The 17,593-nt window shown below is 74.6% G+C and carries 20 protein-coding genes; 8 read left to right on the forward strand and 12 right to left on the reverse strand.

The features are described from left to right. Nucleotides 1-36 precede the first annotated feature (36 nt). On the reverse strand, nt 37-1,566 hold the full coding sequence (locus GXW83_RS25630; protein WP_182445440.1) for an aldehyde dehydrogenase family protein: 1,530 nt from the start codon (nt 1,564-1,566) through the stop codon (nt 37-39). 100 nt (nt 1,567-1,666) lie between these two features. Between GXW83_RS25630 and GXW83_RS25635 the strand changes: the two genes are divergently transcribed. Further along, nucleotides 1,667-2,482, forward strand: coding sequence for an IclR family transcriptional regulator (locus GXW83_RS25635; RefSeq protein ID WP_182445441.1), 816 nt, complete (start codon nt 1,667-1,669; stop codon nt 2,480-2,482). Nucleotides 2,483-2,511: 29 nt separating this feature from the next. Here the strand turns inward: GXW83_RS25635 and GXW83_RS25640 are convergent, their stop codons facing one another. Beyond that, nucleotides 2,512-3,765, reverse strand: coding sequence for a hypothetical protein (locus tag GXW83_RS25640; RefSeq protein WP_182445442.1), 1,254 nt, complete (start codon nt 3,763-3,765; stop codon nt 2,512-2,514). Nucleotides 3,766-3,886: 121 nt separating this feature from the next. Between GXW83_RS25640 and GXW83_RS25645 the strand changes: the two genes are divergently transcribed. From GXW83_RS25645 to GXW83_RS25670, 6 genes are all read left to right on the forward strand, one after another. After that, a complete protein-coding gene (locus tag GXW83_RS25645) occupies nt 3,887-4,747 on the forward strand; it encodes an NAD(P)-dependent oxidoreductase (RefSeq protein ID WP_182445443.1) in 861 nt (286 codons plus the stop codon). Nucleotides 4,748-4,878: 131 nt separating this feature from the next. Further along, entirely contained in the window at nt 4,879-6,372 is a 1,494-nt protein-coding gene (locus GXW83_RS25650) for a TerD family protein (RefSeq protein WP_182445444.1), read from the forward strand. Between the two features lie 144 nt (nt 6,373-6,516). Continuing rightward, nucleotides 6,517-6,786, forward strand: a complete 270-nt coding sequence (locus GXW83_RS25655) for a hypothetical protein (protein WP_182445445.1) — start codon at nt 6,517-6,519, stop codon at nt 6,784-6,786. A 121-nt stretch (nt 6,787-6,907) separates the two neighbouring features. Then, nucleotides 6,908-7,087, forward strand: coding sequence for a DUF1508 domain-containing protein (locus GXW83_RS25660; protein ID WP_182445446.1), 180 nt, complete (start codon nt 6,908-6,910; stop codon nt 7,085-7,087). Next, nucleotides 7,088-7,342: a hypothetical protein gene (locus GXW83_RS25665; protein WP_225447248.1), complete on the forward strand. Its 255-nt coding sequence runs from the start codon at nt 7,088-7,090 to the stop codon at nt 7,340-7,342. It abuts the gene before it with no gap. Nucleotides 7,343-7,584: 242 nt separating this feature from the next. After that, a complete protein-coding gene (locus tag GXW83_RS25670; protein ID WP_225447249.1) occupies nt 7,585-8,709 on the forward strand; it encodes a polysaccharide deacetylase family protein in 1,125 nt (374 codons plus the stop codon). Between the two features lie 356 nt (nt 8,710-9,065). Here the strand turns inward: GXW83_RS25670 and GXW83_RS25675 are convergent, their stop codons facing one another. The 9 genes from GXW83_RS25675 to pruA form a co-directional block, all read right to left on the reverse strand. Beyond that, the gene (locus GXW83_RS25675; protein ID WP_182445447.1) at nt 9,066-9,266 is read right to left on the reverse strand and encodes a hypothetical protein; all 201 of its coding nucleotides are present in this window, start codon (nt 9,264-9,266) and stop codon (nt 9,066-9,068) included. Continuing rightward, nucleotides 9,263-9,442, reverse strand: a complete 180-nt coding sequence (locus GXW83_RS25680) for a hypothetical protein (protein ID WP_182445448.1) — start codon at nt 9,440-9,442, stop codon at nt 9,263-9,265. Before GXW83_RS25680 ends, GXW83_RS25675 begins: the two co-directional genes overlap by 4 nt. Beyond that, on the reverse strand, nt 9,423-9,632 hold the full coding sequence (locus GXW83_RS25685; RefSeq protein WP_182445449.1) for a hypothetical protein: 210 nt from the start codon (nt 9,630-9,632) through the stop codon (nt 9,423-9,425). Before GXW83_RS25685 ends, GXW83_RS25680 begins: the two co-directional genes overlap by 20 nt. Continuing rightward, nucleotides 9,629-9,832 carry a hypothetical protein gene (locus GXW83_RS25690; RefSeq protein WP_182445450.1) on the reverse strand — a complete coding sequence of 68 codons (204 nt, stop codon included), beginning with the start codon at nt 9,830-9,832 and terminating at the stop codon, nt 9,629-9,631. The genes GXW83_RS25685 and GXW83_RS25690 overlap by 4 nt, the downstream gene beginning before the upstream one ends. 87 nt (nt 9,833-9,919) lie before the next feature. Further along, entirely contained in the window at nt 9,920-10,762 is an 843-nt protein-coding gene (locus GXW83_RS25695; RefSeq protein WP_182445451.1) for a helix-turn-helix transcriptional regulator, read from the reverse strand. Beyond that, nucleotides 10,759-11,292: a DUF6879 family protein gene (locus tag GXW83_RS25700; protein WP_182445452.1), complete on the reverse strand. Its 534-nt coding sequence runs from the start codon at nt 11,290-11,292 to the stop codon at nt 10,759-10,761. The genes GXW83_RS25695 and GXW83_RS25700 overlap by 4 nt, the downstream gene beginning before the upstream one ends. Nucleotides 11,293-11,297: 5 nt before the next feature. Next, the gene (locus GXW83_RS25705; RefSeq protein WP_182445453.1) at nt 11,298-11,498 is read right to left on the reverse strand and encodes a hypothetical protein; all 201 of its coding nucleotides are present in this window, start codon (nt 11,496-11,498) and stop codon (nt 11,298-11,300) included. 137 nt (nt 11,499-11,635) lie between these two features. Continuing rightward, nucleotides 11,636-12,565: a proline dehydrogenase family protein gene (locus GXW83_RS25710; RefSeq protein WP_182445454.1), complete on the reverse strand. Its 930-nt coding sequence runs from the start codon at nt 12,563-12,565 to the stop codon at nt 11,636-11,638. A 118-nt stretch (nt 12,566-12,683) separates the two neighbouring features. After that, a complete protein-coding gene (gene pruA / locus GXW83_RS25715) occupies nt 12,684-14,312 on the reverse strand; it encodes an L-glutamate gamma-semialdehyde dehydrogenase (protein WP_182447556.1) in 1,629 nt (542 codons plus the stop codon). Between the two features lie 184 nt (nt 14,313-14,496). Here pruA and GXW83_RS25720 point away from each other — a divergent pair, with 184 nt between their 5' ends. Then, complete coding sequence (locus tag GXW83_RS25720) at nt 14,497-16,110, forward strand: helix-turn-helix domain-containing protein (protein WP_225447250.1); 1,614 nt, start codon at nt 14,497-14,499, stop codon at nt 16,108-16,110. 7 nt (nt 16,111-16,117) lie between these two features. On the opposite strand, the gene GXW83_RS25725 is transcribed toward GXW83_RS25720, so the two are convergent. Further along, complete coding sequence (locus GXW83_RS25725; protein ID WP_182445455.1) at nt 16,118-17,278, reverse strand: hypothetical protein; 1,161 nt, start codon at nt 17,276-17,278, stop codon at nt 16,118-16,120. Nucleotides 17,279-17,593 lie beyond the last annotated feature (315 nt).

Raw genomic sequence — 17,593 nt, forward strand, 5'->3', positions numbered from 1 at the left:
CACCTCGCCCCGCCCCTGCCCGGCGCACCCGCCCGGCTACCGCTGGAGGGCGCCGTCGAGGCGGCGGGGGATGCCGAGGGGGTTGGCATCGTGGAGCTCCGGCGGGAGCAGCTGCTGGGGGGTGTTCTGGTAGACGACCGGGCGCAGCCAGCGGTCGACGGCGGTGCCGCCGACGGAGGTGCCGGTGCCGGTGGTGGCCGGGTAGGGGCCGCCGTGGTGCATGGCGGGGGCGACCGCGACGCCGGTGGGCCAGCCGCCGAAGAGGATCCGCCCGGCCAGCGGGGTGAGCCGCTCCAGCAGGGCGGCGGCGTCGGGCTCGTCCGGCTCGGCGTGCAGGGTGGCGGTGAGGTTGCCGCCGAGGCGGGCCAGGACGGCGGCGACCTCGTCCGGGCCCTGGTAGCGGGCGACGACGGTGACCGGGCCGAAGCACTCCTCCAGCAGCGGCCGGTACTCCGGCTGCGCCAGCAGCGCCGCCGGCAGGCTCAGGTAGCCGGGGCGGACGCCCTGCTCCAGGCCCTCGGCCCGCTGCTCCCCGGCGGCGACCGGGGTGTCGACGCCGGGCAGGGCGGCGCGTTCGGCGAAGCCCTCGAGGAAGCCGGCGCGCATCCGGGCGTCCAGCAGTGCCCCGGCCGGGGCCTGTCCGGCGGCTGCGGCCAGGGCCTGCTCCAGCCGGTCCCCGGCCGCTCCGGCGGGGACCAGGACCAGGCCCGGCTTGGTGCAGAACTGGCCCATGCCGAGGGTGAACGAGCCGCCGAGGCCGGAGCCGATCTCCTCGGCGCGGGCGTCGGCCGCGCGCTCGGTCACCACTACCGGGTTGAGGCTGCCCAGCTCGCCGTGGAAGGGGATGGGCACCGGCCGGGCGGCGGCCAGGTCGTACAGGGCGCGTCCGCCGGGGATGGAGCCGGTGAAGCCGGCGGCGGCGATCAGCGGGTGCTGGACCAGGTCCACCCCGGCCTGCCGCCCGTGCACCAGGGCCAGGACGGCGGCGGGCAGGCCGACGCTCTCGGCGGCCTCGCGCAGGGCCTCGGCCGCCAGCTCGGAGGTCTGCGGGTGGTCCGGGTGGGCCTTGGCGACGACCGGGCACCCGGCGGCCAGGGCGCTGGCGGTGTCGCCGCCGGGGACGCTGAAGGCGAACGGGAAGTTGCTGGCGGCGAAGACCGCGACCACGCCCAGCGGGACCTTCCAGCGGCGCAGGTCGGGCCGGGGCGCGGGGGCGGCCTGCGGGTCCGCGTGGTCGATGACGACGTCGAGGAAGGCGCCCTCGTCCACCGCGTCCGCGAAGGCCCGGAACTGGTAGGCGGCGCGGGCCAGCTCGCCGGTCAGCCGGGGGGTGCCGAGGGCGGTCTCCCGGTCGGCGGCGGCGATCAGCTCCGGCCCGCGCGCCTCCAGCCGCTCGGCGGCGGCGCGCAGCAGCGCGGCCCGGGCCCGGCGGTCCGCCAGCGCGGGCAGGGCGATCTGCGCGGCCCGTACCGCGCGGTCGACGGCGTCGGTGGCCGTCTCTACCGTGACGCGTACGGCCGGGGCGCCGCTACGGGCGTCGACGCTCCACACTGGGACGGTGTTCACTGGGCGGCCTCCGCATGCGAGCATTCCATATCCTGAACGCTGTCCATTATGCTGAACGCCTCCGACGATACGTCTCCCCGAGAAAAGGGGTCAACCCGCGATGGCCCAGAGCAACCCGCGCACCGCCGCCGACGCGCCCGGAACCCCCGACGCCGGCGGCGCGGGCGGCGCCCAGGTCAAGTCCGCCGTGCGGACGGTCGAGCTGCTGGAGTACTTCGCCGGGCGCCCCGGCATGCACAGCCTGGCCGAGGTGCAGCAGGCCGTGGGCTACCCCAAGAGCAGCCTCTACATGCTGCTGCGCACCCTGGTCGAGCTGGGCTGGGTGGAGACCGACCCCACCGGCACCCGCTACGGCATCGGCGTGCGCGCCCTGCTGGTCGGCACCTCCTACATCGACGGCGACGAGGTCGTGGCCGCCGCCAGGGCCGCCCTGGACCGGCTGGCCGACGACACCACCGAGACCATCCACCTGGCCCGGCTGGACGGCGCGGACGTCATCTACCTGGCCACCCGCCAGTCGCAGCACTACCTGCGGCCCTTCACCCGGGTCGGCCGCAGGCTCCCGGCGCACTCCACCTCGCTGGGCAAGGCGCTGCTGGCGACCCACACCGACGACCAGGTCCGGGCCCTGCTGCCGCAGCGGCTGGAGCCGCTGACCGAGCACACCCACACCGACCTGGACGCCCTGCTCGCCGACCTGCACGAGATCCGCGAGCGCGGCTACTCCATAGACGCCGAGGAGAACACGGTCGGCCTGCGCTGCTTCGGCATCGCCATCCCCTACCGCACCCCCGCGCGCGACGCGGTCAGCTGCTCGGTCCCGGTCGCCCGGCTCACCCCGGGCCGCGAGCAGATGATCCGGGACGCCCTGTTCGCCGCCCGCGACCGGCTGACCACCGCCACCCGCCACCTGTAGACCCGCGTCAGCGCCGGGCGCCCCCGGCGTCAGCGCCCGGCGGCCCCGGCCAGGGCCTGCCGCAGTACCACGAGATCCGGGTCCGAGGCCAGGCCGGCGTGGTAGAGCCGCAGCTCGTCGGCGGCGGGCGGGGCGGTGGCGGGGAGCGCCGGGTCGCCGCCCAGGCCGGAGACCACGGTCAGGTTGGCGGCCAGCCGCCCGCCGGGCCAGGCGGCGGCCAGCTCCGGGAGCGCGTTCCCCAGGCCGTCCGGCCCGGTGCAGGGCAGGACCAGCCCGTCCGGCGCGGCCGGGCCCCGGCCCAGCCGCGCCACGTCCACGCCGACGTTGGCGCCGACCCGGTGCACGGCCGGGTCGGCGTGCAGGTACACCCGGAAGCCCTCCCCGGCGGCCGCCCGGACCGCGGAGACGCAGCCGCGCTGCAACTCCAGGGCGCGCGCGGCCCGGTGGTCCAGGGTGAGCCGGGCGAGGTCGGCGCCCAGCAGTTGCTCCACCGCCGCCCACTCCTCGGCCCTGTCCGCATACCCGCCCGCACCTGCGCTCCCCTGACCGCTCCCCTGACCGCCCGCCGGACTTCCCGCCGGACCTCCCGCCGGGGTACCGCCGCCGCGCCAGACCGGCTCCAGCGCGGAGCGCACGGCGGCGTCCAGGTCCGGCGCGCCGGCGTCCGCCCAGGCCGCCGAGCAGACGTCGCAGAAGCACAGCGACATCAGGTACTGCGCCGCGCCGTCCAGCTGCACCCCGCCGGTCTTGTCGTGCGCGTGCAGGTGGGCCAGGCCGTACCAGCCGCAGGACTCCAGCTCGGCGGCGACCGCCCCGGGCCGCGCCCCGGCCTCGGCGGCCAGCTCGGTGCAGTAGCGGACCACCTCCGGCCGGGCCGCGCACAGCGCCCACGGGTAGCGGTCGCCGTACGCGTTGCACACCGAGCTGGCCGGGAAGTCGTCCCCCAGGCGGGAGTTGTGCGCCAGCACCACCCAGCTGGAGACCTCCAGGCCGACGTCGCGCAGCGCCTGGGCCGCCTCGCCCCAGGGGTCGTCGCCGGGCAGCCACTCCTGCTGGTAGGGCCGCAGGTCGTGGCCGGACCAGCGGGCGCTCGCGGCCGGGTAGTACACCGCCGAGTGCGGCGCGGTGACGATCCGGGTGGCCGGGTGGCGCGGGGTCAGCGCCCGGGCGCTGTGGTACGCCGAGGCCAGCGTCACGCCGTCCACCCCCAGGTCGCGCAGCCGGGCGGGCGCGGCGGGGTCGCCGAGGACGTCCCAGGGATAGAGGAAGGCGGAGCTGCGCAAGGGGTACTCCTCGGGGGCGGCTGTTGACGGTCCGACGTGGCGCTCCTAGGCTAGCCATATATGTGAATAGCATCCACATTCATGACAGCTCTTTTCTGCTCTCTCCCGCCTGGGGGCACGCATGACCGCACCTGACCCGGCACCGCACGCCACCGCCGAGCCCCGCTCCGCGCACCCCGCGCCCCGCACCGTGCTGCTCACCGGGGCCGCCGGGGGCGTCGGCACTTTCCTGCGGGCGAGCCTGCCCGGCTACGGCTACCGGCTGCGCTGCACCGACCTGGTGCCGGTGCCGGACGACCCGGAGGCGCTCACCGTCGACCTACGCGACCCGGAGGCGGTGCGCGAGGCGGTCCGCGGCACGGACGCCGTCGTCCACCTGGGCGGCCTCTCGGTGGAGGACACCTTCGACCGCATCCTGGACGCCAACATCCGCGGCGCGTACCACCTGTACGAGGCGGTCCGGCTGGAGGGCGTGCGCCGGGTGGTGTTCGCCAGCAGCAGCCACACCATCGGCTTCGTCCCCCGCCCCGCGCAGCAGCCCGAGCAGCCGCTGCCGGTGGAGACGCCGCACCGGCCGGACACCTACTACGGCCTGTCCAAGTGCTTCGGGGAGTCGCTCGCCTCCCTCTACGCGGACAAGTACGGTGTGGAGACCGTCTCCATCCGCCTCGGCTCCTGCTACGCCCGCCCCCGGGACACCCGGATGCTGGCCACCTGGCTCAGCCCGGCCGACGCCGCCAGGCTCGTCCACGCCGCGCTCACCGCGCCCGACGTGCACCACAGCGTGGTCTACGGCATCTCCGCCAACACCCGGGGCTGGTGGGACCTGGCCCCGGCCCGGGCCCTGGGCTACCGGCCGCAGGACGACGCCGAGGTCCACGCGGCCGAGGTCCTGGCCGAGCACGGCGAACTGGCCCCGGACAGCCCGGAGTTCCGGTACCTCGGCGGGGCCTTCACCCGGGCCGAGCCGCAGCGCCGCTGAGCGGTCGGGGCAGCTGCGCCGCCGACCGGGCTCCGCAGGGGCGGCGGCTGCGGCTACGGTGGGCGGTGCGCGCGCGGGGGAGCAGAGGCGCTCCCCCGGCCGGGCGAACCGACGAGCCTTGGAGGGACACCGTGTCCGCAGTCCTCACCCCGGGCGGCAATACGCCGCTGACCAGTGGCCGGGTCACCGTGGAGGTGGCCGCCGCCAAGGCCCTCGACGTGTCGGCGCTGCTGGTCACCGCCTCCGGCAAGGTCCGCTCCGACGACGACTTCGTCTTCTTCAACGCCCCCGAGGGCCCGGGCGTCCACTACTCCGCCTCCGGCATCACCGTGGACACCGCCCAGGTGCCGCCCGGCATCGACAAGGTCGTGGTCACCGCCAGCCTGGACGACCCGGCGGCCACCTTCGCCGGGACCGAGCCCACCGCGACCGTCCGCGACTCCGCCACCGGCGAGCCGCTGGCCTCCTTCACCCCGCCCCGGCTCGGCCCGGAGACCGCGCTGATCGTGGTGGAGCTGTACCGGCGCGGCGAGCAGTGGAAGCTGCGCGCGGTCGGCCAGGGGTACGCCGACGGGCTGGCGGGCATCGCCACCGACTTCGGCGTCTCGGTGGACGACCCCGGCCCCGCCGCCGCGCCCGCCACGCACGCCGCCCAGCCCGCTCCCGCTGCTCCTGCCCCCGCGCAGCCCGTCGCCGCGCAGGCCCCGGCCGCGCCGTACGCTCCCCCGGCGGCGCCCGCACCCGTCCAGACCCCCGGCTCCCCGGTGTACGGGAACCCGCCGTACCAGGCCCCGGCGCAGCCGCCCGCGCCGCCGTCGCCGTACCAGAACCTGCCCTACCAGCCCCCGGCGCAGCCGCCCGCCCAGCCCGGCGCCTACCCGAACCCGCCGGTCTCGCAGGGCTGGATCCCCGCGTCGGTGCCCGCCGCGCAGCCCCAGTCCCAGCCCCAGCTCCCGGCCGAGCCGGACTCCTGGCAACTGGCCCAGCCTGCGCCCGCCGCCGCCACGCCGCCGCCCACCGCTGCCGCGCCTGCGGACACCGGAGGCCGGGTCACGCTCGACAAGGGCCGGGTGTCGCTGACCAAGGGCAGCTCGGTCTCGCTGGTCAAGAACGGGCAGCCGCTGCTCACCTCGGTCCGGATGGGCCTCGGCTGGGAGCCCGCGTTCGGCGGCCGCAGCGTCGACCTGGACGCCTCGGTCATCGCCTACGACAAGCACCGCAAGGAACTGGACAAGGTCTGGTTCATGAACCTGAAGGCGTTCGACGCCTCCATCCAGCACGCCGGGGACAACCTCACCGGCGCGGGTGCGGGCGACGACGAGGCCATCACCGTCCACCTGCAGTCGCTGCCGGCCAAGGTCACCGCACTGGTGTTCACCGTGAACTCGTACTCGGGGCAGCGCTTCACCGAGGTCGCCAAGGCGTACTGCCGACTGCTGGACGCCACCAGCGGCGCGGAGCTGGTCCGCTTCGACCTCACCCACGCCGAGCCGCACACCGGCGTGCTGATGTGCAAGCTGGTGAAGATGCGCTCCGGCGAGTGGGTGATGACCGCGCTGGAGGAGTATGTCGACTCCAAGACCGTGCGCGGCATGGTGAAGGCGGGAGCCGACGCCCTGCGCTGATCGGGGCCCGCGCTGATCCGGGGCCCATGCTGATCCGGTCCGCGACGCCGGTCCGCGCGATCCTCATGGGACGTTCATCCGCAGCGGGCCCGGACTGTCAGTGCCCGCTGCGATGATGATGACGTGTCAGGAGCCCGCTTTCCGGTGGACCTCGTACGCGCCCAGCAGCGGGTGTGGGCGTACGAGGCGGCGTCGCGCGACTTCGTGCTGTCCGGGCCCGACACACCCGTCGGCTGCTGGCCGCTGCCCCGGCAGACCCGCTACCGCCGGTTGCGCGAGTCGCTGGAACAGGCCCGCCGCCAGGTCGAGCAGCACCCGGTGATGGCCGCCGCCATCGCCGACCGACGCTGGGCGGCCGCCGCCCGGGCACTGGCCCGGGCGGCCCAGGACGACCCGCAGCAGGCAGCCGCCTAAGCCCCGCGCAGGGCTCGCGCAGAGCCCCGCGCAGGCCGCCGCAGTCCGGGATGCCGAGTCGGCACAGCCGACGTACCGTGCCAATACATCAGCATTCATCCTGATTGGTGAGGTGACGGTCATGGCGGCACACTTCGAGGTCTACGAGGACAAGGCGCACATGTGGCGCTTCCGACTGAAGGCCGGAAATGGCGAGGTCGTGGCCGTCGGCGAGTCCTACCCGACCAGGTCCGGCGCGGAGAAGGGCTGCGAGGCAGTGAAGCGGGCGGCGGCCGAGGCCGACATCAAGCAGGCGGCCTGAGTGAGCACGGAGGCCCTGCGCACCAGCGAGGCCGCACCCGGTGCGGCCGGTGAAGCCCTGGTGGTGGTCTTCGCCGTGGAGAGCGGGCCGGACGGCCCCGGCCGCCCGGTGGCGGTCGGCGGGACCGTCATCGGCAGCGCCAGGAACTACGCCGACGTCGAGCGGCTGATCGACCGCGCCGGGCTGGCCGACCTCGTCCGCGCCGACCCGACGATCGTCGCCTGGCGCGGTGGCGACCCGGACCGCTGGTCCTGACCGGCCCGGCTTCGGCCGCCGAACTGTCAGTGCCGGGCCGTACCTTGAGGATGTGCGCACCGGACCGCCGCTCCGGCGGCGGCAGCCGCGCGACGGCGGCGGCCGGACCCGACACACGGGATCCGACCGCCGCCGAGCGACGCCGAGCGACGCCGCCCGCCCCGCCCGCCGCTTGGGCCGAACGGATGGGTGCCCGACCGCGCCTCCCGCCCGGCGCGGCCGTCCCTCGTTAGCGTGACCGCATGCGAGCAAATGTGCGACTGTGGTCGGCGGTTGTGGGCGTGTGCGCGGCGGGCCTGGTGTGGCCGATCACCGCCCTGGCGGAGCACGGCGGAGCGCCGACGCGCTCGGCCTCGGCCCAGGTGGCGGCGGCCCACCCGGCGCGGGCCCGGCTGAGCGCCGACGGCTCACCCTCAGGGCCGGACTGCTCCCGGCTCGCCTGCGTGGCGCTGACCTTCGACGACGGCCCGTCCGAGGCCACCTCGGCGCTGCTGGACCACCTGGACGCCGCCCATGCGAAGGCCACCTTCTTCGTGGTCGGCCAGCAGGTCCAGGCGTTCCCGGAGCAGCTGCGCCGCGAGGTCGCCGACGGGCAGGCCATCGGCAACCACACCTTCACCCACCCGGTGCTGGCGTCGCTGACGGCGGACCAGGTGCACGACGAGCTCGCCGACACCCAGGACGCGGTCTTCAAGGCCGCGGGCGTGCGCCCCACCCTGATGCGTCCGCCGTACGGCTCGTACAGCGCCGCGGTGCGCTCCTTCGGCCTGCCGTTGGTGGTGTGGGACGTCGACAGCATGGACTGGTCGCACCACGACCCGGCGATGGTGCTGCGCCGGGCGGCGGCCGGGATCCGCCCGGGCTCGATCATCCTGATGCACGACACCCAGCCGGAGACCCTGGCCGCCGTCCCGCAGCTCATCCGCAACCTCCGGGCGTCCGGATACACCCTGGTCACCGTCCCCCAGCTGTTCGCCGGCACCCGGCTCGACCCCGGCTCGGTCTACCGCGACCGGGACTCCGCCGCCCGCCCCGACGCCGACTCCCGCAACTGGCACGCCACCCCGCCCACCGCCGACCAGGACACCGCCGACGCCGCCGCCGGTACCGTCCTGTGGCGCTACGCCACCCACTCCCCCACCGGCCCCTCCGAGGCCGGCACCCTGGAGCACGGCCTGCACTCCGGCCAGTGCCACGACACCCTCCCGCCCCACGCCACCAGCCCGGACGAGGCCGCCTTCGCCATCCGCAACACCACCGGCCACGACGTCGCCATGTACGACACCCCCGACTGCACCCACCGCACCGCCACCCTCACCCCCGGCAGCGAACAGACCGGCACCCTCCGCAGCTTCAAACTCCTCTGACCCGCCCCCTCGCCCGTCAGTTCCGGGCGAACTGCTGGTGGACGCAGCGCTCCCAACGCTGGGCCTGGTGGTACTGGTAGCAGCTCTGCGCCTTGTGGGCGAACCACAGGCGCCGACCGCGACCAGGACGGACACCGCGATCGCAAGGGACGACATCACCGTGCCGGCGACGGCCTTGCCCCGGCCCGCGCCGGTCCGCCTGGCCGTCCTCAGGGCGAGGACGCCCAGGACCAGGCCGACGACGCCGAGCAGGCCGCCGACGAAGACGATCGAGGTGAGCAGCCCGACGACGCCCAGCACCACCGGACACGCATCGCCAGAAGGAGGGAGAACGGACCCCCTCGCTCGGGGGGCCGTCACCGACGCCTCGCGCGTGCCCGGGCGGCGGCCGGGGTGAGCCGGTCGCAGACCGCGCAGGCCAGGACCAGGTAGCCGGGCCCGGACCCCTGGTCCACGCTGCCGACGACCCGGCCCCGGGCGGTGTATTGAGAGCAGACGTGGCAGTACCCGCAGGCGTGCTCCGCCGCATCACGGTCCCCGTCCCCGCCGCCGGTCACCACCGGCCCGCCTCTCGGGCCATCGTGGCGTCGGCATGCCAGTCGAAGCACGCGTCGTGCTCGGCGCCGAGCAGCGGCGAGGCGGGGTCGCCCGGCTCGGCCTGGACGAGCCGGCGCGAGGGCTGCCCGCAGTACGCGCAGCGGCCCGGTGTGCCTTCAGGTGGTGATGTGCTCATGGGAGCTGTCCTTTCCGGAGTGGCAGGCGCAGGCGCACAGGACGGGCACCCACCCGAGTGCCGGGTGCCGGTAGCCGGGGTGCTCGCAGGCGGGATGGCCGTACTTCCAGTCGTCGGGGACGCCGGGGTGCGCGGCGGTGCGGCAGTTCGGCGTCAGATACCCCGGCGCGGGCTTCGCCTGCGCGGTCACGGGCCGACGCCGACATGGTCCGGGCAGGCGACGACAGCCCACCGCAGTACCGCTCCGCCGCTGGACGTCTCGGCGTGCCCGACCGGTATCAGCGGCGGCTCGGTGCTGCCGCAGCTGATGCACGCCCTGCCCTGCAACCGGACCAGCGTCGCGCCGTCCACCGGCAGGGCAAGCGGTGGCCATCCCGTCGTGTTCGCCATGTCACCGACGGTAGGGGGCAGTGTTGCCGCAACGAGCCGGAGTTGCTCGGGATTGCTCGCGTCGGCCTGACAGGTGCCGGAAGTTGCTTACATGAGGTCCAGGGCAGCCCGGGCGCGGCCGATCAAACGGTGCGCCTGTGCGCCGTAGAAGGCCGACTCGTTGAGGGTGTCCCAGATCTTGGTGAACAGGGCGACCTCAGCGGCGTCGTCGAGCCACATCTCAGCGTTCCACGTCTCGGAGATCACAAGCCGGTCGTCGTAGATCCAGAACCCGTCGCCTGGGGCGATCCTCATGGGGGCCTCGAAGGGGATGATGCCGAGCGAGACCGTGCCCAGGCCCAACAGTCCGACGAGGCGGTCCAGTTGACCGACCAGGACGTCGGGGCGGCAGATCAGCACCCGCAGCGCGCCCTCCCAGATGAGGGCGTGGAACTCCCTGCCAGGTTCGTACAGGGCTTCCTGTCGGCGCATCCGGGCACTCACCGCAGGCTCCACGTCCCGGGGCGTACCGCGCAGTTCCACGTACCGGTTGAGGACGGCGCGGGCGTACTCGGCTGTCTGGAAGATCCCGGGGATCACGCCGAACTCGGCGCCGCGCACCACCCGCGTCTGGGACAGTTCGACAATCCCCGCTTCCTGGCGTGCGCGGTGGCCACCGGCCAGTTGCCGGCGCCACGAGCGGTACCGGGTCTCGAAGCCGCGAAGCCTGCCCTTCAACTCGGCGGCGGACTCGGGGTTTCCCACACCGCCCGCCCAGGCCTCCAGGTCGGCGATGCTGGGTGTCTGCTTGCCGTTCTCCAGCTTGCTGACCTTGGACGGCAGCCATCCGAGGTTGGCCGCCAGTTGGCGACCGGTGAGCCCGGCCTCGGTACGCAGCTCGCGCAGCCGCGCACCGAGGGCGATCCGGGCCTGTTGAAAGTCGGTGCTCACCTCACTGACGGTACCTGCGCAATGAACTCCTGGGCGGGGATGGCGAAGTGCACGGCGGCGTCGCGGATCTGGCAGCCTCGGAGCACCTCGGCCGGGTCCTCGGTCAGCGCCATGCCGAGGGAGCGGTCACCGTCGAACCGGAAGATTCCGATGGTGTGGGAGTCGAAGATCCAGAAGTCGTACTCCGGCAGCCCACGGCGTTGCGCCTCGGCGCGTTGCAGATACCGGATGTCCTCCCCGGCCTCGACGCTGTCGGTCACATCAGCGAGCAGGAAGCGCTGGTAGTCCGTCGGCGGGTCGTCCACGAGCCGTACGCGGCCCACGAGTTTGCCCTGTTCCCGGAGCTGACGCATCAACGCCAACCAGGGGCGCCCGGGATCAGAGACGTCTTCCCCGCGCAGAAAGGCCCGCAGCGCGTCGCTCTCGGCTGCCACCCCGTACGCGCGCCGGGTCTCCCAACGCCAAGCCGTGTGCTCGAAGCCGGAGCGGAAGAAGTCCGTGATGGCCGGGCCGCTGATCAGGTCGGGCACGCCGACTACTCCTTCGGCGCGAAGCGCGTCAGCAGCTCGCGCGGGACGACGACGAACGTCTCTGCGTCCTTGACGTCCCGCAGCTGCTCCAGCGCCTCGGGGTCGGTCAAGCGGTCCCCTTGGACCACGTAGCGTCCGTCCTCCGTCTCGTACAGGGTGGGGCAGTCGCCGTCCTTCGACGTGGTGCCGACAAACCTGAGCTTCATGGTGGTCACCCTTCGCTCGCGCCCGGCCGTTCGCCGCGGCTGCTGGCACCGTAGTAGCCGAACGGCAAGACCCAGAAGACCGCCCCGCCCCGCCGCTCCGTTCTCCTCCGCGCTGACAACCGCCCGGGCGGGGCGGGTCAGGTGCGGGTGGCGAGGGCGCGGAGGAAGAAGGTGAGGTTGGCGGGGCGCTCCGCGAGGCGGCGCATGAAGTAGCCGTACCATTCGCCGCCGTAGGGGAGGTAGATGCGCATGGTGGCGCCGGTGTCCACGATGCGCTGCTGCTCCTCGGGGCGGATGCCGTAGAGCATCTGGTACTCGAAGCTGTCGAGGTCGCGGCCCTGCCACTGGGCGAGCTGGGAGGCGATGCGGATCATGCGGGGGTCGTGCGAGGCGACCATGGGGTAGCCCTTGCCCTGCATCAGCACCTTGAGGCAGCGGACGTAGGAGCGGTCCACCTCCTGACGGCTCTGGAAGGCGACCGACTCGGGCTCCTGGTAGGCGCCCTTGCACAGCCGGACCCGCGAGCCGGAGGCGGAGAACTCGGCGCAGTCGGCCTCCGTCCGCCGCAGGTACGCCTGCAGGACGACGCCCAGCCAGGGGTAGTCGGCGCGCAGCTCGCGGGCGATGCCCAGGGTGGAGTCGGTGGTGGTGTGGTCCTCCATGTCGAGGGTGACCGTGGTCCCGGCGTCGGCGGCGGCCTCGCAGATGCGGCGGGCGTTGTCGAGCGCGATCCGGGTGCCGTCCTGCGGCAGGAACTGGCCGACCGCGGAGAGCTTCACCGAGACCTCGGCGCGGTGCGCCAGGCCGGTCTCCTTGAGCGCGGCGAGCAGCTTCTCGTACGCGGCGGCGGTGTCCGCGGCCTGGCCCGCGTCGCGGGTGTCCTCGCCGAGGTGGTCGAGGGTGATCCGGCGCCCGGCGCCGACCAGTTCGTCGGTGACGGCGACGGCCTCGTCCAGGTGGTCCCCGGCGACGAAGCGCTTGACGATGGCGCGGGTGGGCGGCAGTTGCTCGATGACCTGGCGGGCGCGGGGGGCGCGGGAGGCGGCAAGGAGGGTGGTGCGGAGCATGTGGACTCCTGGGGCAGGTGCTGCGTGGTGCGAGCGGGGTGGCGGTCAGGGAGGACCGCCGCGCCCCGGAGGGGTGGGGGCGCGGCGGCCGGGGGCCCGAGGGCCCGAGGAGGGGTGGTCAGCCCATGTGCGGGTAGCGGTAGTCGGTCGGCGGGGCGAAGGTCTCCTTGATCGACCGGGTCGAGGTCCAGCGCATCAGGTTCTGCGCGGCGCCCGCCTTGTCGTTGGTGCCGGAGGCCCGGCCGCCGCCGAAGGGCTGCTGGCCGACGACGGCGCCGGTCGGCTTGTCGTTGATGTAGAAGTTGCCGGCCGCGAAGCGCAGCCGCTCCATGGTGGCGGCGATGGCGGCCCGGTCGCGGGCGACGACGGCGCCGGTCAGCGCGTACGAGGAGACCGAGTCCAGCTGGTCGAGCACCTCGTCGTAGCGCTCGTCCTCGAAGACGTGGACGGCGAGGATCGGGCCGAAGTACTCGTCGCGGAAGTACTCGGCGGCCGGGTCGGCGCAGACCAGCACGGTGGGCCGGACGAAGTAGCCCTCGGTGTCGTCGTAGCTGCCGCCGGCGGCCACCTCCACCTGCGGGTCGGCGGCGGCGCGGTCGATCGCGGCCTTGCTCTTGGCGAAGGCGCGGGCGTCGATGACGGCGCTCATGAAGTTGCCCAGGTCGGTGACGTCGCCCACGGTCAGCGCGTCGACCTCGGCCAGGAAGCCGTCCTTGACCTGTGCCCAGACCGAGGCCGGGATGTACGCGCGGGACAGCGCCGAGCACTTCTGGCCCTGGTACTCGAAGGCGCCGCGGGTCATCGCGGTCCGCAGCACGGCCGGATCGGCGGAGGGGTGCGCGACCAGGAAGTCCTTGCCGCCGGTCTCGCCGACGATGCGCGGGTAGCTGCGGTAGCCGGTGATGTTCTCGCCGACGGTGCGCCACAGGTGCTGGAAGGTGGCGGTCGAGCCGGTGAAGTGGATGCCGGCCAGGTCGCGGTGGGCCAGCGCGACCTCGGAGACGGCCAGGCCGTCGCCGGTCACCATGTTGATCACGCCGGCCGGCAGCCCGGCCTCGGTCAGCAGGTCCATCAGCAGCTGCGCCGAGAACTGCTGGGTGGGGGACGGCTTCCAGACGACGGTGTTGCCCATGAGCGCGGGCGCGGTCGGCAGGTTGCCGGCGATGGCGGTGAAGTTGAACGGCGTGATCGCGTAGACGAAGCCCTCGAGCGGCCGGTGGTCGCTGCGGTTCCACACGCCGGGCGAGGACTGCGGCTGCTCCGCCAGGATGGACCGGGCGAAGTGGACGTTGAAGCGCCAGAAGTCGACCAGCTCGCAGGGGCAGTCGATCTCGGCCTGCTGGGCGGTCTTGGACTGGCCGAGCATGGTGGCTGCGACCAGCGTCTCCCGCCAGGGGCCGGAGGCCAGGTCGGCGGCGCGCAGGAAGATCGCGGCGCGGTCGTCGAAGGAGAGCGCGCGCCAGGCCGGGCCGGCGGCCAGGGCGGCGTCCACGGCCTCCTGGGCGTCCTCGCGGGTGGCGTTGCGCAGGGTGCCGAGGACGGCGGCGTGCCGGTGCGGCTGGACGACGTCGATCGGCTCGCCCCGGCCGAGGCGGCGCTCGCCGCCGACGGCCATGGTGAGCTCGACCGGCTCCTGGCTGCCCAGGCGCTTGAGCTCGGCCTCCAGCCGCGCCCGCTCCGGGGTGCCGGGGGCGTAGCTGTGCACGGGCTCGTTCACCGGCGCGGGAATCTGGGTCACAGCGTCCAACACGCGCGTTCTCCTTGGGGCGATGGGGGGTCTGGGGGGAGAGGGGTGCGCGGATCGCGCGTCAGCAGAACCGTACGGCCGCGCACGCTCCGGAATCCCTGTCCGGTCAGCCCATGTCTGGGGCCTACTCTTGTCCTGTCGGCCAAATGTCCTGCGTGTCCGCAGGCCCAACCCGGGAGTCGCCGTGAGCAGCGAACCGCCGGCGCTCGGCATCACCCTGCGCCAGCTGCTGATGTCCCTCGGTGAACCCCTGGCCGAGCTCCAGTGTGCCCCCGCCGGGCTGGATGTGCAGGTCAGCGGGGTGTCCCTGGCCGATCCTGAGGAGCCCCCGGGGGCCCGTCCGGGTGATCTGGTGCTGGCCCTGGGGGTGCGCGGACGGGCCGCGCTGCCGGTGCTGCGGGCCGCCGGACGGGACGGGGCGACGGCCGTGGCGGTCAAGCACGCGCCCGGCGCGCAGGCCGACTCGCTGCGCGAGGCCGCCGAGGAGTCGGGCGTGGCGCTGCTGTCGGTACGGGCCGAGGCGCGCTGGGGGCAGTTGGACGCGCTGGCCCGGGCGGCGCTGGGCAGCGCCCAGCCGGCCCGTCCGGGCGAGGGCCTGGAGGAGGCCGACCTGTTCGCGCTGGCGCAGACCACGGCGGTGCTCACCGGCGGCATCGTCAGCATCGAGGACACCGCCAACCGGATCCTGGCGTACTCGCGCTCGGCCGACTCCGACGAGCTGGACGACCTGCGCCGGCTGACCATCCTGGGCTGGCAGGGGCCGGAGCCGTACCTGGCGCAGCTGCGGGCCTGGGGGGTGTTCCAGCAGCTGCGCGCCTCGGACGCGGTGGTGGCCATCGACGCCCATCCGGAGCTGGGGCTGCGGCGGCGGCTGGCGGTGGGCATCCGCTCCGGCGAGCGCCAGCTGGGGACGATCTGGGTGCAGGAGGGCTCGCTGCCGCTGGCCGAGCGCGCCGAGCAGGCGCTGCTGGGCGCGGCCCGGGTGGCCGCGCTGCACCTGGTCCGGCCCCGGCGCGAGCCCAGTGCCGACCTGCGGCTGACGCAGGCGCTGCTGGCGGGGGTGCTGGACGGCACCACCGGGCCGCAGTCGCTCGCCGGCCACCTGCGGCTGGACCCGGACCGCCCGGTGGCGGTGCTGGGCTTCGCCCTGCCCGGGCCGCTGGACCCGGCCCGCACCGAGACGGTCAGCCTGGTGTCGGTGCACGCGGCCGCCCGGCACCGCAGCGCACTGGTGACCACCATCGGCGACCGGGTGTACGTGCTGCTGCCGGAGCTGCTGCGCGGGGCCGCCCCGGCCACGCTGGTCGGCTGGGTCCAGGAGATCTCCGACGCCTCCCGGCGGCACCTGGCCGCGCCGCTGCGCGGGGCGGTGGGCCGGGTGGTGCCGACCCTGGCGCGGGCAGCGGAGTCGCGCCGGGAGACGGACCGGGTGCTGGACGCCATGGCCTCCGGCCGGGTCGCGGCGGACGTGGCGGCGCTGCCGGAGGTGCTGGCCCAGGTGCTGCTCGGGGAGACGCTGGCGCTGCTGGCCGGCAGCCCGGCCGTCCGCGATCCACGGCTGACCGAACTGGCCTCGAAAAAGCGTCAGTTGGCGGCTTCGGTGCTGGCCTGGCTGGACGCCTTCGGGGATGTCCGGGCGGCGGCCGAGGAGTTGCACATCCACCCCAACACCCTGCGCTACCGGATCCGCCGGGCCGAGCAGCTCACCGGCATCGACCTCTCCGGCCCGGAGCAGCGCCTGCTGGCCATGCTGCAACTGCGGCTGCCGGTACCGCGATCGACGGACGACACGGATTGACGGCGCGTCAACTGTTGTTCCTGAGAGAGCGTTCGTACCAGGACTGCCAGAGGCCGAGCCAGCGGGCCTCGGCGTCCACCCGCTCCCGGACCCGCCCCCGGATGGACTCCGGATCGCCGTGGCGCTGTCGGCCGTGCCAGGCCGTCCGTCGCAACCACTCGGCCCTCCAGGCGAGTTGTGCCTCGACGCTGGGCACGGCGCTGTCGAAGACGGTGTGCCGGATGCTCTCCTCGACCGCACTGGCGGCGCCGGGCGAGCCGGGGAACCAGTCCACCCGCTGGGCCAGCAGGGTCATCTGGTTGACCAGGATGGTCACCGCCTCGTTGGCGGTGTCGCGGTCCTCCCCGGCCAGCCGCATCTGCTGGCGCACCGCGCTCTCCCACAACAGCGCCTCGTCCACCCGGCCGCTGCGCGGACGCCGGGGCCGGGCGCCGGAGCGGACGGCGGCCTCGATGGCCAGCGTCTCCAGGACCGAGTGCTCCACCAGTCGGCGGTGCGCGTCCAGCCCTGCGGCCGGGGGCAGTTCGCGTTCGCGGACGTCGGTGCGCGGCTCGGTGCGGGCGGCCAGGGCGGCCAGGTTCCTTCGGCGGCCGACGGCGTAGGGCGCCAACTCCTCGACGGTGTGCAGTTCGATCCGGTCCGGGGGAACGCCGCGCCCGGTGAGGGTGAGCGTCAGCGGGACGCCCGCCGACGGCGGCTCCACGCCGTCGAGGTGCAGCCGGGCGGCCCACAGCCCGCCCTCGACCCGCAGCAGCGCCCGGACCGGGACGCCGTCGACGCTGATCGAGGGTTCGGACTCGACCCCCTCCCCGCCGCTGCCGTCCTCGTCGATCCCGGCGTGGTCGAACAGCCGGTCGCGCTCGTCCTCGACCACCTCGCTCAGCGGGTAGCAGACGGCGCTCTCGGCGGCCTCGGCGGCGGCGGTCTCCACCGCGAGGTACGGCCCCTCGGCTGCGAACAGCGAGCCGTGCCCGAGGACGACCTTGACCAGGACGTCGTTCTGCCGCTCGGTGGCGGCCAGCCACGGCGGCTCCAGCCCGAGCGGGCCCGCTGTCGGCGCGTACAGGCCGAAGCGTCGGCCGTCGAGATCCCGCAGGGCGGCCTCGGCCAGCTCCCGCCAGATGTCGCGCGGCTCGTCCTGTCCCCAGTCGCTGTCCTGAACCTTCACGCCGACTCCCCTCCAGGCCCGGCCACCCCCCTGGCACCGGTCGTGCGGCTTCCAGCGTACGGAAGGCGGTGCGGCGCCGTGGGCGTCCCCGCCCGGACGCCCCCGCCCGGCCGGGTGGTCTACGCCTACCGGCGGAGGCACCCCGGTCGCCCGGTACCGCCCCTCCCGGCATCGCCCGTCCCGGCCCCGCCCGCCGCGCCCGGCCCGGCCCGGCCCGCAGGCCGACACGTGCCGGGCCCCCGATCGGCGCGCCCCGGCGGCAGGGGGCGCGGGCGGCGCTGCCCGCCACCGGTGACCGGGAGCGGGCGAAGGCAC

It is taken from the genome of Streptacidiphilus sp. PB12-B1b (genome assembly GCF_014084125.1).
In the GTDB taxonomy this organism is placed as follows: domain Bacteria; phylum Actinomycetota; class Actinomycetes; order Streptomycetales; family Streptomycetaceae; genus Streptacidiphilus.

Excerpts from the sequence above, each read along its gene's own strand:
- GXW83_RS25635 (WP_182445441.1), top strand. The coding sequence starts at position 1,667 with ATGGCCCAGAGCAACCCGCGCACCGCCGCCGACGCGCCCGGAACCCCC.
- GXW83_RS25645 (WP_182445443.1), top strand. The coding sequence starts at position 3,887 with ATGACCGCACCTGACCCGGCACCGCACGCCACCGCCGAGCCCCGCTCC.
- GXW83_RS25660 (WP_182445446.1), top strand. The coding sequence starts at position 6,908 with ATGGCGGCACACTTCGAGGTCTACGAGGACAAGGCGCACATGTGGCGC.
- GXW83_RS25670 (WP_225447249.1), top strand. The coding sequence starts at position 7,585 with ATGCGAGCAAATGTGCGACTGTGGTCGGCGGTTGTGGGCGTGTGCGCG.
- GXW83_RS25680 (WP_182445448.1), bottom strand. The coding sequence starts at position 9,442 with ATGAGCACATCACCACCTGAAGGCACACCGGGCCGCTGCGCGTACTGC.
- GXW83_RS25690 (WP_182445450.1), bottom strand. The coding sequence starts at position 9,832 with ATGGCGAACACGACGGGATGGCCACCGCTTGCCCTGCCGGTGGACGGC.
- GXW83_RS25705 (WP_182445453.1), bottom strand. The coding sequence starts at position 11,498 with ATGAAGCTCAGGTTTGTCGGCACCACGTCGAAGGACGGCGACTGCCCC.
- GXW83_RS25710 (WP_182445454.1), bottom strand. The coding sequence starts at position 12,565 with ATGCTCCGCACCACCCTCCTTGCCGCCTCCCGCGCCCCCCGCGCCCGC.